14 protein-coding genes are annotated in these 15,936 nt (G+C 57.0%); 12 read left to right on the top strand and 2 right to left on the bottom strand.

The genetic code is table 11. The features are described 5' to 3' along the window. Window positions 1-60: 60 nt before the first annotated feature. Window positions 61-402 carry a Grx4 family monothiol glutaredoxin gene (gene grxD / locus U5A05_RS05395; protein WP_016779691.1) on the bottom strand — a complete coding sequence of 114 codons (342 nt, stop codon included), beginning with the start codon at window positions 400-402 and terminating at the stop codon, window positions 61-63. Window positions 403-834: 432 nt separating this feature from the next. Between grxD and argF the strand changes: the two genes are divergently transcribed. Further along, window positions 835-1,755, top strand: coding sequence for an ornithine carbamoyltransferase (gene argF / locus U5A05_RS05390; protein WP_321835901.1), 921 nt, complete (start codon window positions 835-837; stop codon window positions 1,753-1,755). Beyond that, window positions 1,752-2,861 (top strand): ABC transporter ATP-binding protein, encoded by a 1,110-nt coding sequence (locus U5A05_RS05385; RefSeq protein WP_321835900.1) that lies wholly within the window; start codon window positions 1,752-1,754, stop codon window positions 2,859-2,861. The genes argF and U5A05_RS05385 overlap by 4 nt, the downstream gene beginning before the upstream one ends. Window positions 2,862-2,888: 27 nt before the next feature. On the opposite strand, the gene ybaK is transcribed toward U5A05_RS05385, so the two are convergent. Continuing rightward, window positions 2,889-3,359, bottom strand: a complete 471-nt coding sequence (ybaK, locus tag U5A05_RS05380; RefSeq protein WP_261741131.1) for a Cys-tRNA(Pro) deacylase — start codon at window positions 3,357-3,359, stop codon at window positions 2,889-2,891. A 369-nt stretch (window positions 3,360-3,728) separates the two neighbouring features. On the opposite strand from ybaK, the gene U5A05_RS05375 reads away from it, so the two are divergent. From U5A05_RS05375 to aauR, 10 genes are all read left to right on the top strand, one after another. Beyond that, a complete protein-coding gene (locus U5A05_RS05375; protein WP_261741130.1) occupies window positions 3,729-4,580 on the top strand; it encodes an MIP/aquaporin family protein in 852 nt (283 codons plus the stop codon). An 89-nt stretch (window positions 4,581-4,669) separates the two neighbouring features. Beyond that, the gene (gene glpK / locus U5A05_RS05370) at window positions 4,670-6,175 is read left to right on the top strand and encodes a glycerol kinase GlpK (protein ID WP_261741129.1); all 1,506 of its coding nucleotides are present in this window, start codon (window positions 4,670-4,672) and stop codon (window positions 6,173-6,175) included. A 136-nt stretch (window positions 6,176-6,311) separates the two neighbouring features. Next, complete coding sequence (locus U5A05_RS05365) at window positions 6,312-7,067, top strand: DeoR family transcriptional regulator (RefSeq protein ID WP_261741128.1); 756 nt, start codon at window positions 6,312-6,314, stop codon at window positions 7,065-7,067. A 275-nt stretch (window positions 7,068-7,342) separates the two neighbouring features. Beyond that, window positions 7,343-8,881, top strand: a complete 1,539-nt coding sequence (gene glpD, locus U5A05_RS05360) for a glycerol-3-phosphate dehydrogenase (RefSeq protein ID WP_321835899.1) — start codon at window positions 7,343-7,345, stop codon at window positions 8,879-8,881. Between the two features lie 384 nt (window positions 8,882-9,265). After that, on the top strand, window positions 9,266-10,195 hold the full coding sequence (locus U5A05_RS05355) for a glutamate/aspartate ABC transporter substrate-binding protein (RefSeq protein WP_261741126.1): 930 nt from the start codon (window positions 9,266-9,268) through the stop codon (window positions 10,193-10,195). Window positions 10,196-10,397: 202 nt separating this feature from the next. Beyond that, window positions 10,398-11,144 (top strand): amino acid ABC transporter permease, encoded by a 747-nt coding sequence (locus U5A05_RS05350; protein ID WP_261741125.1) that lies wholly within the window; start codon window positions 10,398-10,400, stop codon window positions 11,142-11,144. Next, window positions 11,144-11,818, top strand: a complete 675-nt coding sequence (locus tag U5A05_RS05345) for an amino acid ABC transporter permease (RefSeq protein ID WP_261741124.1) — start codon at window positions 11,144-11,146, stop codon at window positions 11,816-11,818. Before U5A05_RS05350 ends, U5A05_RS05345 begins: the two co-directional genes overlap by 1 nt. Beyond that, window positions 11,815-12,549 carry an amino acid ABC transporter ATP-binding protein gene (locus U5A05_RS05340; RefSeq protein WP_016779681.1) on the top strand — a complete coding sequence of 245 codons (735 nt, stop codon included), beginning with the start codon at window positions 11,815-11,817 and terminating at the stop codon, window positions 12,547-12,549. The genes U5A05_RS05345 and U5A05_RS05340 overlap by 4 nt, the downstream gene beginning before the upstream one ends. Before the next feature lie 159 nt (window positions 12,550-12,708). Beyond that, the gene (aauS, locus tag U5A05_RS05335; protein WP_261741123.1) at window positions 12,709-14,613 is read left to right on the top strand and encodes a two-component sensor histidine kinase AauS; all 1,905 of its coding nucleotides are present in this window, start codon (window positions 12,709-12,711) and stop codon (window positions 14,611-14,613) included. Beyond that, complete coding sequence (gene aauR / locus U5A05_RS05330) at window positions 14,610-15,935, top strand: two-component response regulator AauR (protein WP_321835898.1); 1,326 nt, start codon at window positions 14,610-14,612, stop codon at window positions 15,933-15,935. The genes aauS and aauR overlap by 4 nt, the downstream gene beginning before the upstream one ends. Window position 15,936 lies beyond the last annotated feature (1 nt).

The following is a 15,936-nucleotide window of genomic DNA, read 5'->3' as shown; positions in this document are numbered from 1 at the left end:
ATCACAGAGGCGGGGCTTTTTTATGCGCGCTACATAACAACTGTAACGACGCGACTGAGATCAGGCTTCAGTCTTGTTTGCAGCCGCTTTCTCTACAGCTTCTTTAATCAAAGCTTGCAAGGAACCATCGGCGGCCATTTCAGCCATGATGTCGCTACCGCCTACCAACTCACCACCGACCCACAGCTGTGGGAAGGTTGGCCAGTTTGCGTATTTCGGCAGATTGGCGCGAATTTCCGGGTTCTGGAGAATGTCCACGTAAGCGAACTTCTCGCCACAGCCCATGACTGCTTGAGCAGCTTTAGCCGAAAAGCCGCACTGCGGGGCATTCGGGGAGCCTTTCATGTAGAGCAGAATGGTGTTGTTGGCAATCTGGTCTTTAATAGTTTCGATGATATCCATGGAGCACCTCGGCTGAACTTTCCGACTCAGTTGTCGGCACGGTGGCGCATTGTAACGGAAAGCCGAGCATCACGCTCGGCCTCCCCGACAGACAATCGTCGGCCCTGCCTATGCAAAAATCTGTAGTCGCTGCCGATAACGTAACGGTAACAAAACCCGCACAATTGCCAAGCAACGTCAGGGCAGTGTACAAATGAGCAGCTGAGGTGAGGCAAACCACTTGATCGTGGTTCCGGCCGCGTGCTCATGCAGCGCAAGACTCGCTCAAACCTCTATACACGTGACCCTTATTGGCAAGACGCGACATTTCCTTATAAGATCGCGCCTTCCCCTATTTCGTCGCCCCGTGCGGCTTTCGCCGCAGGTCTCGCCCGTTTTTCCGAAAACCCCGGCTTTGAGCATCTGCGGTCGTTGCAAAAAAGGTAGTTAATGATGAGCGCAAGGCACTTTCTCTCCCTGATGGATTGCACGCCCGAAGAGCTAGTCAGCGTGATTCGTCGCGGTATCGAGCTGAAGGACCTGCGTCAACGCGGCGTTCTCTTCGAACCCCTGAAAGGTCGCGTACTGGGCATGATTTTCGAGAAATCATCGACCCGCACCCGCCTGTCATTCGAAGCCGGCATGATCCAGCTGGGTGGCCAGGCAATTTTTCTGTCGCCACGCGACACCCAACTTGGCCGTGGCGAGCCGATTGGCGACTGCGCCATCGTAATGTCGCGCATGCTCGACGCCGTCATGATCCGTACCTTTGCCCACAGCACCCTGACCGAATTCGCGGCCAATTCCCGCGTACCGGTAATCAACGGTCTGTCAGACGACTTGCACCCGTGCCAGTTGCTGGCCGACATGCAGACGTTCCAGGAACATCGTGGATCGATCAAGGGTAAAACCGTGGCCTGGATCGGCGACGGCAACAACATGTGCAACAGCTATATAGAAGCGGCCATCCAGTTCGACTTCCAGTTGCGGGTTGCCTGCCCGGAAGGCTATGAGCCGAACCCCGAATTCGTAGCGCAAGCCGGTGATCGCGTGACCATCGTACGCGACCCGCGTGATGCAGTAATGGGTGCCCACCTGGTAAGCACCGATGTGTGGACCTCAATGGGCCAGGAGGAAGAAACCGCCAAACGTCTGGAGCTGTTCGCCCCGTATCAGGTCAACTGCGCCCTGCTCGACCTTGCTGCCGACGACGTGCTTTTCATGCACTGCCTGCCGGCTCACCGCGGCGAAGAAATCAGCCTAGACCTGCTGGACGACCCGCGCTCCGTGGCATGGGATCAAGCCGAAAACCGTCTGCACGCGCAAAAAGCGCTGCTCGAATTCCTTGTCCAACCGGCGTACCAACCCGCATGAGTCAACCGTTATTGCTCAACCTAAGCGATCTGGCCTGTGGTTATCAGGGCCAGAGCGTTGTACAAAATCTCAACCTGCACCTCAACGCCGGAGATATTGGCTGCTTGCTGGGCTCTTCGGGCTGCGGAAAAACCACCACTCTGCGGGCGATCGCCGGTTTTGAGCCGGTGCATCAGGGTGAGATCCGTTTGGCAGGTGAAGTTATCTCCAGTGCCGGCTTTACCCTGGCACCCGAGAAACGTCGTATCGGCATGGTGTTTCAGGACTACGCCCTCTTTCCGCACCTGAGCGTGGCCGACAACATTGCGTTCGGAATTCGCAAACACCCGAACAAAGACCGAGTGACCGAAGAGCTGCTTGAACTGGTCAATCTCAAAAACCTCGGTAAACGTTTCCCCCACGAACTTTCCGGTGGTCAGCAACAGCGTGTTGCCCTTGCCCGCGCATTGGCACCCGAGCCGCAATTACTGTTGCTGGATGAACCCTTTTCCAACCTTGATGGCGAGTTGCGACGCAAACTGAGCCATGAAGTGCGCGACATCCTGAAAGCTCGCGGTACCAGTGCGATTTTGGTGACACACGACCAGGAAGAAGCCTTCGCTGTCAGCGACCACGTAGGCGTCTTCAAGGAAGGTCGTCTTGAACAGTGGGATACGCCCTACAACCTCTACCACGAGCCGCAGACACCGTTTGTAGCGAGCTTTATCGGTCAGGGATACTTCATTCGAGGGCAGTTGCTGAGCCCTGAGTCGGTACAGACCGAGCTGGGGGTTTTACGCGGTAATCGGGCTTATACCTGGCCAACCGGTGCCGCGGTTGATGTATTGCTGCGCCCGGACGATATCGTTTACGCGCCCGACAGCGATTTAAAAGCCCGGATTATCGGCAAGACATTCCTGGGTGCTTCCACCTTGTATCGCCTGCAACTGCCGACAGGCTGCCAGCTCGAGTCGATCTTTCCGAGCCACGCCGACCATTTACCCGGCGCCGAGGTAGGGATTCGCGTTGCGGCTGAACATCTGGTGATGTTTCAAACCAGCGGCAGCATTGCAGCACAAATCCCTCACTCTGAAACCGGCGTCAGGCGCTTCAGTACAGCTCACTAAAAACGCTCACATTACCTGTGGGAATGCTTAAGCCCGCCCTACCCCTGCAAACTTCGCCTGCGTGTGCTCTGCCAGCACCGCAGGCGCCAGTTCAACTTCCAGCCCGCGTCGTCCGGCGCTGACAAAAATAGTCGAAAACCCTTCAGCGCTTTTATCAATAAAGGTACGCAGGCGTTTCTTCTGCCCCAACGGACTGATCCCGCCCAACAAATACCCTGTGGAACGCTGAGCCGCCGCCGGGTCCGCCATCTCGACTTTCTTTACTCCCGCAGCATGTGCCAGTGCTTTTAAATCAAGACTTCCGACGACCGGTACAACGGCGACTAACAACTCACCCTTTTCACTGCTGGCCAACAACGTCTTGAACACTTGGGCAGGCTCCAGGCCAAGCTTCTCTGCGGCTTCCAACCCATAGGACGCAGCCTTTGGGTCGTGCTCGTAGCTGTGTACCCGATGTTCGGCGCGAACTTTTTTCAGCAGATCCAATGCAGGCGTCATAGCAGCTCCAGTCTTGAATAAGGAAGAGATAACCGATCGCCAATTTTAGGCTATTGGCCTGCAAAAAGGCGCTAGGCCGAGGGTTAGCGCTGTGTTTTTAGCTGAAACGCTACATCAAGGCCTACCAATTTGTAGTGTTTGATTACACAAAAACCAATACCAAAGAACTGGTCCCGAGTCAGAATGTGAATACCCGTTCACTTTCGACCTTTGACAGCAGCGTTTCTTGTCTATATTTTTTCGAATCTGAATATACTCGAACGACTTTGCCTGGCCGTGAAAATCAGACATGCGCAACTCCCGGCCCGGACCAAGACGCACTACCACCCTGATTGACGACGTCAAAAAACAACAATAACGAGGTTTCACATGTCGACTGCATCGCAGCACCCTACGCTTTCAGGCCAATGCATGGCCGAGTTTCTCGGTACCGCACTTTTAATTTTCTTTGGCACCGGTTGTGTCGCAGCCCTCAAGGTCGCGGGCGCCAGTTTTGGCTTATGGGAAATCAGCATCATCTGGGGCATTGGCGTCAGCATGGCGATTTACCTGACAGCAGGCGTTTCCGGCGCACACCTGAACCCGGCGGTCAGCATTGCGCTGTGCCTGTTCACCGACTTTGAAAAGCGCAAACTACCCTTCTACATCCTTGCGCAAGTCGCGGGGGCCTTCTGCGCCGCTGCGTTGGTTTACACGCTCTATAGCAACCTTTTCTTCGATTACGAACAAACCCATCAAATGGTCCGCGGTAGCCAGGCAAGCCTGGAGCTGGCCTCGGTATTCTCGACCTACCCGCATCCCGCGCTTACCACCCTGCAAGCCTTCCTCGTCGAAATGGTGATCACCGCTATCCTTATGGGCGTGATCATGGCCCTGACCGACGACAAGAACGGCTTGCCGCGTGGCGCATTGGCACCGCTGCTGATCGGCTTGCTGATTGCCGTCATTGGCAGTTCGATGGGACCGCTAACCGGCTTTGCGATGAACCCTGCTCGTGATTTCGGGCCTAAGCTGATGACTTTCTTTGCCGGCTGGGGTGAAATTTCGTTCACTGGCGGACGCGATATTCCTTATTTCCTGATTCCAATCTTTGCGCCGATTGTGGGTGCTTGCCTGGGTGCAGCCATTTATCGCGGGCTGATAGCCCGCCATTTGCCTGAGGCAACACCGGTGGCCGCAGACACCCAAGCCGCAACTCAAGTGAAAACCCAGGCTTCCTGATACCGACTTATGAAACGGGGCGCACGAGACCTACTGCCCATTACCTGTCTCGCGCCCGCAACCTCCCTCATTCTGCAAGGCAACTTCACATGACCGACATTCAGAATAAGAACTACATCATCGCGCTTGACCAAGGCACCACCAGTTCGCGAGCGATCATCTTTGATCGTGACGCCAACGTGGTGTGTACGGCGCAACGCGAGTTTCAACAGCACTACCCGCAACCGGGCTGGGTTGAACACGACCCGATGGAAATTTTCGCAACCCAAAGCGCCGTGATGGTCGAAGCCTTGGCTCAAGCCGGTCTGCACCATGACCAGGTTGCCGCTATCGGCATCACCAACCAGCGCGAAACCACCGTGGTATGGGACAAGGTCAGCGGTCGCCCGATCTACAACGCCATCGTCTGGCAGTGCCGCCGCAGCACCGAAATTTGCGAACAACTCAAACGCGACGGGCACGAGCAGTACATCAGCGACACCACAGGCCTGGTCACCGACCCGTACTTCTCCGGCACCAAGCTCAAGTGGATCCTCGACAACGTCGAAGGCAGCCGCGAACGTGCGCGCAATGGCGAGTTGCTGTTCGGCACCGTCGACAGCTGGCTGATCTGGAAATTTACCGGCGGCAAAACCCACGTTACCGATTACACCAACGCATCGCGCACCATGCTCTTCAACATCCACACCCTGGAGTGGGATACCAAGATGCTGGAGGTGCTGGATATCCCCCGCGAAATGTTGCCTGAAGTGAAGTCGTCTTCAGAGATCTACGGCCGCACCAAAAGCGGTATCGCTATTGCCGGTATTGCAGGCGACCAGCAAGCTGCGTTGTTTGGCCAAATGTGTGTCGAGCCGGGCCAGGCCAAAAACACCTACGGCACCGGCTGCTTCCTGCTGATGAACACCGGTTCCAAAGCCGTCAAATCGAGCCACGGCATGCTGACCACCATCGCCTGCGGCCCACGCGGCGAAGTTGCCTACGCCCTGGAAGGCGCCGTATTCAACGGTGGTTCCACCGTGCAATGGCTGCGCGACGAACTGAAGATCATCAACGACGCTCACGACACCGAATATTTCGCGGGCAAGGTCAAAGACAGTAACGGCGTGTATCTGGTACCCGCATTTACCGGCCTCGGCGCCCCTTACTGGGACCCGTATGCCCGTGGCGCACTGTTCGGCCTGACTCGAGGCGTACGCGTAGATCACATCATTCGTGCAGCACTGGAGTCGATTGCCTACCAGACACGCGACGTACTGGACGCCATGCAGCAGGATTCGGGCGAACGCCTCAAAGCCCTGCGCGTAGACGGTGGAGCCGTAGCCAACAACTTCCTGATGCAATTTCAGGCCGATATTCTCGGCACCCGGGTTGAGCGCCCGCAAATGCGCGAAACCACGGCGCTGGGTGCTGCGTACCTGGCCGGTTTGGCCTGCGGTTTCTGGGGCAGTTTGGACGAATTGCGCGGCAAGGCCGTGATCGAGCGCGAATTCGAACCCGCACTGGACGAAGCCAGCAAAGAGAAGCTTTATGCAGGTTGGAAAAAAGCCGTGAGCCGCACCCGCGACTGGGAACCCCACGAAGAAAGCAACTAAGGCCCAGGGTAATGACAGCTGCGGGCGCCACTGGCGCGCGCAGCTGCTTATGGGCTTGATGGCACCTGCAAGTAGCAGACGGCGCTTTCCTGCGGCATCATGGGCGAATTTTGCTTCGCCGCCCAAAGGAAACTCCATGAATCTGCCTCCACGCCAGCAGCAGATCCTCGAACTCGTTCGCGAGCGCGGCTATGTCAGCATCGAGGAAATGGCTCAGTTGTTCGTCGTTACACCGCAGACCATTCGCCGTGACATCAATCAGTTGGCGGAAGCCGATCTGTTGCGCCGCTACCACGGTGGGGCTGCCTATGATTCCAGTGTCGAAAACACGGCCTACGCCATGCGCGCCGACCAAATGCGCGATGAAAAACGCCGTATTGGCGAGGCCATCGCCGCCCAAATCCCTGATCACGCCTCGATTTTCATCAACATCGGTACCACCACCGAGTCGATTGCCCGGGCGCTGCTCAACCACAACCATCTGAAAATCATCACCAACAACCTGCACGTGGCCTCGATCCTGAGTGCCAAGGATGACTTTGAAGTGCTGATTGCCGGCGGCAACGTACGCCGCGATGGCGGTATCGTGGGCCAGGCCAGCGTCGACTTTATCAACCAGTTCAAGTTCGACTTCGCACTGGTGGGTATCAGCGGTATCGACTCAGACGGCAGCCTGCTGGACTTCGACTATCAGGAAGTCCGCGTATCACAGGCAATTATCGCCAATGCTCGACAAGTGATTCTCGCAGCCGACTCCAGCAAATTCGGCCGCAATGCGATGGTGCGCCTCGGCCCGATCACCCTGATTGATTGCCTGGTCACTGACCAGCCGCCGGTGCCCGAGCTTGCGCAGTTGCTGGCCCAGAACAAGATTCGCCTGGAAGTGGTTTAAACAGGGCTGGTCAGGTTTTTTGTGGGAGCGGGCTTGCTCGCGATACAGGCAACGCAGTGCGCCTGGCACTACGAGGTGACTCCATCGCGAGCAAGCCCGCTCCCATAGAATCAACACTTCCACTCCGAAATGTTCGAAATTATTCCTTTTAGCCCCACCCGATGAGTTTTTTCAATCGAACGGTGCTGGATGTGCTCGCCCTTATCCGCTAATATTTTCGCAAATGAACATTAATGTTCGAATTCAAATATGCGTAAAGAACGCGAGGCCAACACATGCCCCTGACCACCTTGCCTGCCACTCCCCTCGCTGAGGTTTACGACGTTGCCGTTATTGGCGGCGGAATCAATGGCGTCGGGATTGCGGCAGACGCAGCCGGTCGCGGCCTGTCGGTGTTCCTTTGCGAAAAGGACGATCTGGCCAGCCATACCTCGTCCGCCAGCAGCAAGCTGATCCACGGCGGCCTGCGCTACCTTGAACACTATGAGTTCCGCTTGGTGCGCGAAGCCCTGGCTGAACGTGAAGTGCTGCTGGCGAAGGCCCCGCACATCGTCAAACCCATGCGTTTTGTATTGCCGCATCGCCCGCACCTGCGCCCGGCGTGGATGATCCGCGCCGGGCTGTTCCTGTATGACCACCTGGGCAAACGCGAAAAACTCGCTGGTTCAACCAGTCTCAAGTTCGGTGCTGACAGCCCATTAAAGGCAGAAATCACCAAGGGCTTTGAATATTCTGACTGCTGGGTAGATGACGCACGCTTGGTAGTACTCAACGCCATGGCCGCACGGGAAAAAGGCGCCCATGTTCACACCCAGACTCGTTGTGTAGGTGCGCGCCGTAACAAAGGGCTGTGGGAACTAAACCTGGAGCGCGCAGACGGCAGCCTGTTTTCGATTCGCAGCAAAGCACTGGTCAATGCCGCCGGTCCTTGGGTAGCCAAATTCATCAAGGACGACCTCAAGCTGGATTCGCCTTACGGCATCCGCCTGATTCAAGGCAGTCACCTGATCGTGCCGAAGCTGTATGACGCCCCTAACGCGTTCATTCTGCAAAACGAAGATCAGCGAATTGTGTTCACCATTCCGTACATGGACCAGTTCACCATCATCGGCACAACCGACCGTGAATACACCGGTGATCCGGCCAAGGTCAGCATCACCGAAGAAGAGACCGATTACTTGCTCAATGTGGTCAACGCCCACTTCAAGCAGCAAGTAAGCCGCGCCGATATCCTGCGCACGTACTCCGGTGTGCGTCCGTTGTGTAATGACGAGTCCGACAACCCTTCCGCCGTGACACGCGATTACACTCTTGCCCTGTCTGGCGCGCCAGGCGAGGCACCGCTGCTGTCGGTGTTTGGTGGCAAACTCACCACATACCGCAAGCTGGCCGAATCGGCCATGGCCCAGTTGACCCCGTACTTCCCCCTGATCAAGCCAAGCTGGACAGCCAGCGCGACGCTGCCCGGCGGCGAAGACATGACTACGCCAAAAGCCTTGAGCGCAGCCCTGGTCAGCCAGCACAGCTGGCTGGATGCCGCGATTGCCAAACGCTGGGCAATCACCTACGGCAGCCGCTCATGGCGCTTGCTGGACGGCGTGCAAGGCCTTAGTGACATGGGCGAGCACATTGGCAGCGGCCTCTATAGCCGTGAAGTTGACTACCTGTGCAGTCAGGAATGGGCACTGGAAACACAGGATATTCTGTGGCGCCGGACCAAACTGGGGCTGTTCACCACCGCTGAAGAGCAGGCCCATCTGGCGCAATACATGACCAACCTGGGCCTGAGGCACCGCAAAATAGAAGCAGCTTAAGCACCTTACCCGCCCCACAGGTTTCACATCACTTGTGGGGTCGGCGGTGCGAAGACTCGACTTGCTCGCGCCTACAACCTCGACTGTAAAAAACTTGAGCGCCCGAATCGCCAGCAGCTCGCCCCGCCTTTCATTCGGTTTTCCGAACGCCCCAAGCCTGTCGGATTCGGCTTTCCGGGCACCGCTGTGTTTATGCCCCTTCGGAAACAAACTAAAAACCCTTATAAATCAGCACGTTAGACATAAACACAATGTCTGGCACGACTCATGCTCTACACTCTAGACCGAATGCTGAAACAGTGCGTCTCGCCTGTTAAGACATTTGAAGTACAAAAGAGCCCACGAACGGGTTTAATAAAAAAAACAATGTCGAGGAAAACAACGATGCGCATCGTTCCGCAACTTTTGGGCGCAGCAATTGCTGCAGCTCTGATTAGCACTCCAGTTTTTGCAGCCGAATTGACCGGCACACTGAAGAAAATCAAAGAATCCGGCACTATCACCCTCGGGCATCGTGACTCCTCCATTCCGTTTTCCTACATCGCGGACGCTACCGGCAAGCCGGTTGGCTACTCCCACGATGTTCAATTGGCCATTGTCGAAGGGCTGAAAAAGCAGCTCGACATGCCCGACCTCAAGGTCAAGTACAACCTGGTCACTTCCCAGACCCGTATCCCGCTGGTGCAAAACGGCACCGTTGACGTTGAGTGTGGTTCCACCACCAACAACGTTGAACGCCAGCAACAGGTCGACTTCTCGGTTGGCATCTTCGAAATCGGTACACGTCTGCTGTCCAAAAAGGACTCGCCTTACAAGGACTTTGCTGACCTGAAAGGCAAAAACGTCGTAACTACCGCGGGTACTACCTCCGAGCGCATCCTCAAGGCGATGAACGCCGACAAGCAGATGGGCATGAACGTGATCTCGGCAAAAGACCACGGCGAAGCTTTCAACATGCTTGAGTCGGGCCGCGCCGTAGCCTTCATGATGGACGACGCCCTGCTGGCCGGTGAAATGGCCAAGGCCAAGAAGCCAACTGACTGGGCCGTTACAGGTACGCCTCAGTCCTACGAAATCTACGGTTGCATGGTGCGCAAAGGCGACCCGGATTTCAAAAAGGCCGTGGATGACGCAATCGTTGCCTACTACAAGTCTGGCAAGATCAACGACACCTACACCAAATGGTTCCAGTCGCCTATTCCACCTAAAGGCCTGAACCTGATGTTCCCTATGAGCAACGAGCTCAAGGCGCTGATTGCCAACCCGACCGACAAGGCTGCAGACGACAAGCCGGCAGAAGAAAAGAAATCCTGATTTCTGGCTGCTGACACTTCCGGGCGTGAGCCATCACGCCCGGAGTTGTCGACCACCTTTGTACTGAGCTTCTTATTGCATTAGAGAACACTCGGACCGCTGGTTATCGAGCGGGTTCTGCGTGCCCGACGACCCTGTCGGACAGGAACGGATTCCCTGAAGCAAGTGCTTGTTTATAGACCCATCTGAGGGGAGACCCTGCATGAATTACAACTGGGACTGGAGCGTGTTCTTCAAGTCCACCGGCGTAGGCAGCGAGACGTATCTCGACTGGTTTATTTCTGGTTTGGGCTGGACCATCGCTATCGCTGTTGTCGCCTGGATAGTCGCGTTGATCCTGGGTTCGCTGCTGGGCGTCATGCGCACGCTGCCCAACCGTTTTATCGCGGGTATCGCCACGGTTTACGTGGAAATCTTCCGTAACGTTCCGCTGCTGGTGCAGCTGTTTATCTGGTACTTCCTGGTACCCGATTTGCTGCCACCGGATTTGCAGGAGTGGTACAAGCAAGACCTCAACCCGACCACCTCGGCTTACCTGAGCGTTGTCGTGTGTCTGGGCCTGTTTACCGCAGCACGGGTTTGCGAACAGGTACGCACCGGTATTGAAGCACTGCCGCGAGGCCAGGAAGCTGCCGCCCGCGCTATGGGTTTCAGCATGATGCAAATCTACTGGAACGTACTGCTGCCACAAGCCTATCGCATCATCATTCCACCGCTCACCTCCGAATTCCTCAACGTGTTCAAGAACTCGTCCGTGGCTTCGTTGATCGGTTTGATGGAGCTGCTGGCACAAACCAAACAGACCGCCGAGTTTTCCGCCAACCTGTTTGAAGCCTTCACCCTGGCCACTCTGATCTACTTCACCCTGAACATGAGCCTGATGTTGCTGATGCGTCTGATCGAGAAGAAAGTAGCGGTGCCCGGTCTGATGTCTTTGGGGGGTAAATAATGGACTTCTTCGATTTCAGCGGGATTGTTCCCGCCCTGCCAGGCCTGTGGAACGGCATGGTCATGACCTTGAAACTCATGATCCTGGGTGTTATCGGTGGTGTCGCGCTGGGCACTGTGCTGGCATTGATGCGTTTGTCGTCAAGCAAGTGGATGGCCAATCTGGCAGGCGCTTACGTCAACTACTTCCGTTCGATCCCGTTGCTGCTGGTGATTACCTGGTTCTACCTGGCCGTACCCTTCGTATTGCGCTGGATCACCGGTAAAGACACTCCGATCGGCGCTTTCGAGTCGTGCATGGTGGCCTTCGTCATGTTCGAAGCCGCCTATTTTTGCGAGATCGTCCGAGCGGGCGTACAGGCCATTCCGAAAGGCCAGATGGGCGCAGCCAAAGCGCTGGGTATGAGTTATGGCCAGGCCATGCGCCTGATCATCCTGCCCCAGGCATTTCGTAAAATGACCCCATTGCTGCTGCAACAGAGCATCATCCTGTTCCAGGACACCTCATTGGTGTACACAGTTGGCCTGGTGGATTTCCTCAATGCCTCGCGTTCCAGTGGCGACATCATCGGCCGCTCCAATGAGTTCCTGATCTTCGCCGGTCTGGTGTATTTCATCATCAGCTTTTCCGCCTCGCTGCTGGTCAAGCGTCTGCAAAAAAGGTTTGCCGTATGATCTCGATCAAGAACATCAACAAGTGGTACGGGGACTTCCAGGTACTGACCGATTGCAGTACTGAAGTCAAAAAGGGTGAAGTGGTCGTAGTCTGTGGCCCGTCCGGCTCGGGCAAGTCGACCCTGATCAAGTGCGTCAACGCCCTTGAACCGTTCCAGAAAGGCGACATCGTGGTTGATGGCACGTCCATTGCCGACCCAAAGACCAACCTGCCGAAACTGCGTTCGCGCGTTGGCATGGTGTTCCAGCATTTCGAACTGTTCCCGCACATGACCATCACCGAAAACCTGACCATTGCACAGGTCAAGGTACTGGGTCGCAGCAAGGCCGAGGCCACCAAAAAAGGCCTTGAACTGCTGGAACGCGTCGGCCTGTCGGCACACGCCCACAAGCACCCCGGCCAACTTTCTGGTGGTCAGCAACAGCGAGTGGCAATTGCCCGCGCATTGGCCATGGACCCGATCGTCATGCTGTTTGACGAACCGACCTCGGCGCTTGACCCGGAAATGGTCAACGAAGTACTCGACGTCATGGTGCAACTGGCCAACGAAGGCATGACCATGATGTGCGTAACCCACGAAATGGGTTTTGCGCGCAAGGTGGCCAACCGAGTGATCTTTATGGACCAGGGCAAAATCGTCGAAGACTGTGAAAAAGAAGAGTTCTTCGGCGACGTTAGTGCCCGCTCCGAGCGTGCACAGCACTTCCTCGCCAAGATCCTGCAGCACTAAGTCCGGCGTAAGTAAAATACCTGTAGCCGCTGCCGCAGGCTGCGACAAGCTCCGAAGGGGCTTCGCTTTTAAACAAAGCAGGGCTGCATCGCAGCCCATCGCAGCCTGCGGCAGCGGCTACAGTTTTCGCGTGCCTCTTATCGCGACAAGGCATCTGTGATGAAATGCGACCCCATTCTTTATCGCGGTGCTCCGCCCTCACTTGCCGTGAAACCTCGTCTGCTCCGTCACTTTCTGTTGCCGCTGCTGATCATCCTGCTGACGATTGGCCTGGGTTACGCCGGCTATCGCATCAGCGAACATTTCGGCATCCGCACCCTCAGCGAAACCGGCGAACGCCAGCTTGAACTCCACGCCCGCACCGTCGAAAGTGAGCTGGGCAAATACACTTACCTGCCCAGCCTGCTGGAACTGGAGTCCAGCGTTTCTCAATTGCTGGCCGACCCGAGCGCGCAAAACCGGGTCACCGTCAATCAGTACCTCGAAGGCCTGAACCGCCGCAGCCGCAGCCGGGCTATCTATGTACTCGATACCACCGGCCGTGTGATGGCCACCAGCAACTGGCGTGATACCGACAGCTACCTTGGGGAAGACCTGTCTTTTCGTGCTTACTTCCAGGACGCCGTGCGCGGTCAGCCGGGGCGCTTTTATGGCATCGGCAGCACCTCTGGCGAGCCGGGTTACTACCTGGCTCACGGCCTTGAAGAGCAAGGCAAAATCATTGGCGTAGCCGTGATCAAGGTCCGTCTCGAAGCCCTTGAAGAGCGCTGGCAACGCGCCCGCCTCGAAGCCTATGTAAGCGACGAGAATGGCATCATCATTCTGTCCAGCGATCCGAGCAGACGGCTCAAGTCAATTCGCCCACTCAGCGCCGACACCAAGGAGCGGCTGGCGCGCAGCCTTCAATACTACTGGTGGCCGCTCAACGAGCTGCAACCACTGGAGCGCGAGAGCCTGGCCGAAGGGGTCGAGAAAGTCACCTTTGCCAACAACAGCGAAGTCGTCACCGATCATCAGGAAGTCAGCTACCTGGCGCAAACCCGCAGGCTCAACGACACGCCTTGGGACATTACTCTGCTTACACCACTGCAAGACCTGCGCCGTGAAGCGGCGAATCAGGGAATGCTGGTAGCAGTGGCGTTTGCCCTGCTGGCCTTTTTGCTGATTGCCTGGAATGAGCGGCGCAAAGTAATCGCCACCCGCCTGGCCGCACGTGAAGCCCTGCAAGAAGCCAACAACCAGCTGGAACGCAAGATCACTGAACGCACCACCCACCTGCGGGCCAGCAACGAACGGCTCAAAGGTCAGATTCGCGAGCGCCGTCAGGCCGAAGACACCTTGCGCCGAGCCCAGGATGAACTGGTACAGGCAGGTAAATTGGCGGCCATCGGACAGATGTCGACCAGCATTGCCCACGAGCTGAATCAGCCGTTAGCGGCCCTGCGCACACTGTCGGGCAACACCGTGCGCTTTCTTGAGCGCGGAGATCTCAAGGTCGCCGCAGACAACCTCGGCACTATCAACAATCTGGTCGACCGCATGGGGCGCATTACCGCCAACCTGCGCTCGTTCGCCCGCCGTGGCGATGATCATGGCCAGGCCAGCCTGGGCAAGGCCGTCGACGCAGCTCTGCAATTGCTCGCCAACCGTATGGAAGAGTCGGGGGTGCAACTGCATCGTGACCTCAATGATGAACTGCTGAAGATCGATCAAACCCGACTGGAACAAATTCTGGTTAACCTGATCGGCAACGCGCTGGACGCCATGCAGGGGCAGCCAACGCCGCCCCAGCTGTGGCTGACGGGCGAATTCAGTGACGACAAATACCGTTTGCGCGTACGTGATAACGGTCCCGGGATTGACCCCGAAGCCCGCAAACATCTCTTCGAACCGTTCTTCACCACCAAACCCGGCGAGCAGGGCCTGGGCCTGGGCCTGACCCTGTCAGCCAGTCTGGCCGCAGCCGCTGGCGGCAACCTCAGCGTTGAGTTCCCGGCCATTGGTGGTGTCGCATTTGTCCTTCTTTTACCGCTGGTGCAACCCGCTAAGGCCGAGCCGATATGAATAACGACCTGACCGTCCTGATTGTTGAAGACGACCCCCATGTCCTGCTCGGATGCCAACAGGCGCTGGCACTCGAAGACATTCGCAGCGAAGGCGTGAGTACTGCCGAACAGGCGCTGGCTCTGGTGGGCGATAACTTCCCCGGCATAGTCATCAGCGACATTCGTCTGCCTGGGATTGATGGTCTCGAGCTGCTCAAGCGCCTCAAGGCCCGCGACCGCAGCCTGCCGGTGGTACTGATTACCGGTCATGGTGATATTTCCATGGCGGTGGGTGCCATGCGTGACGGCGCCTATGACTTTATGGAGAAACCCTTTTCCCCCGAACGCTTGGTGGACGTGGCCCGCCGCGCACTGGAGCAACGCAGCCTGGCGCGAGAAGTGTGGTCGCTGCGGCGCCAATTGGCCGAACGCGACTCGCTCGAGGGCCGCATCATCGGGCGCTCACCAGCCATGCAGCAATTACGCGAACTGATCGCCAACGTCGCCGATACATCTGCCAACGTGTTGATTGAAGGCGAAACCGGTACTGGCAAGGAACTGGTCGCCCGCTGCCTGCACGACTTCAGCCGACGCCAGCCCCAACAGTTTGTCGCCCTCAACTGCGGCGGCTTGCCGGAAAACCTGTTTGAAAGCGAGATTTTCGGCCACGAAGCCAACGCCTTCACCGGCGCAGGCAAACGCCGCATCGGCAAAATCGAACACGCTCATGGCGGCACACTGTTTCTCGATGAAGTTGAAAGCATGCCGCTTAACCTGCAGATAAAACTGCTGCGGGTGTTGCAGGAGCGCACGCTGGAGCGCCTGGGTTCCAACCAGAGCATTGATGTCGATTGCCGAGTGATCGCGGCCACCAAATCCGACCTCGACCAACTGAGCAAAGCCAGCCAGTTTCGCAGTGACCTGTATTACCGGCTGAACGTAGTGACCCTCGAACTGCCGCCATTGCGCGAACGTCGCGAAGATATCCTGCAATTGTTCGAATACTTCCTGCAGCAATCGTCCCTGCGTTTCGACCGCACGGCCCCCGAGCTGGACAACCAGACCCTGTCGAGCCTGATGAGCCATGACTGGCCGGGCAACGTACGTGAGCTGCGCAACGTGGCCGAGCGTTTCGCCCTGGGCCTGCCTGCGTTTAAAAAGCCGGGGAGCAACGCGGCACAGGGGCTGGGGTTCTCCGAGGCGGTGGAAGCGTTCGAACGCAACCTGCTCAATGACGCTTTGCAACGCAGTGGCGGTAACCTGACCCAGGCCAGCCTGGAACTGGGGATGGCCAAGACCACCCTGTTCGACAAAGTCAAAAAATACGGGCTCGCGCACTGAT

Origin of the sequence: Pseudomonas kulmbachensis, from assembly GCF_963681935.1 — a bacterium.
GTDB classification, from domain to species: domain Bacteria; phylum Pseudomonadota; class Gammaproteobacteria; order Pseudomonadales; family Pseudomonadaceae; genus Aquipseudomonas; species Aquipseudomonas kulmbachensis.
Note: the sequence above shows the minus strand (reverse complement) of the source record. Positions and strands in the feature narration are given on the sequence as shown.

Bases quoted from the DNA above. Each gene is read 5' to 3' on its own strand.
- U5A05_RS05345 (WP_261741124.1), top strand. From the start codon at position 11,144: ATGGACTTCTTCGATTTCAGCGGGATTGTTCCCGCCCTGCCAGGCCTG.
- glpD (WP_321835899.1), top strand. From the start codon at position 7,343: ATGCCCCTGACCACCTTGCCTGCCACTCCCCTCGCTGAGGTTTACGAC.
- ybaK (WP_261741131.1), bottom strand. From the start codon at position 3,359: ATGACGCCTGCATTGGATCTGCTGAAAAAAGTTCGCGCCGAACATCGG.
- glpK (WP_261741129.1), top strand. From the start codon at position 4,670: ATGACCGACATTCAGAATAAGAACTACATCATCGCGCTTGACCAAGGC.
- U5A05_RS05375 (WP_261741130.1), top strand. From the start codon at position 3,729: ATGTCGACTGCATCGCAGCACCCTACGCTTTCAGGCCAATGCATGGCC.
- argF (WP_321835901.1), top strand. From the start codon at position 835: ATGAGCGCAAGGCACTTTCTCTCCCTGATGGATTGCACGCCCGAAGAG.
- U5A05_RS05350 (WP_261741125.1), top strand. From the start codon at position 10,398: ATGAATTACAACTGGGACTGGAGCGTGTTCTTCAAGTCCACCGGCGTA.
- aauS (WP_261741123.1), top strand. From the start codon at position 12,709: ATGAAATGCGACCCCATTCTTTATCGCGGTGCTCCGCCCTCACTTGCC.
- aauR (WP_321835898.1), top strand. From the start codon at position 14,610: ATGAATAACGACCTGACCGTCCTGATTGTTGAAGACGACCCCCATGTC.
- U5A05_RS05365 (WP_261741128.1), top strand. From the start codon at position 6,312: ATGAATCTGCCTCCACGCCAGCAGCAGATCCTCGAACTCGTTCGCGAG.
- grxD (WP_016779691.1), bottom strand. From the start codon at position 402: ATGGATATCATCGAAACTATTAAAGACCAGATTGCCAACAACACCATT.
- U5A05_RS05355 (WP_261741126.1), top strand. From the start codon at position 9,266: ATGCGCATCGTTCCGCAACTTTTGGGCGCAGCAATTGCTGCAGCTCTG.
- U5A05_RS05340 (WP_016779681.1), top strand. From the start codon at position 11,815: ATGATCTCGATCAAGAACATCAACAAGTGGTACGGGGACTTCCAGGTA.
- U5A05_RS05385 (WP_321835900.1), top strand. From the start codon at position 1,752: ATGAGTCAACCGTTATTGCTCAACCTAAGCGATCTGGCCTGTGGTTAT.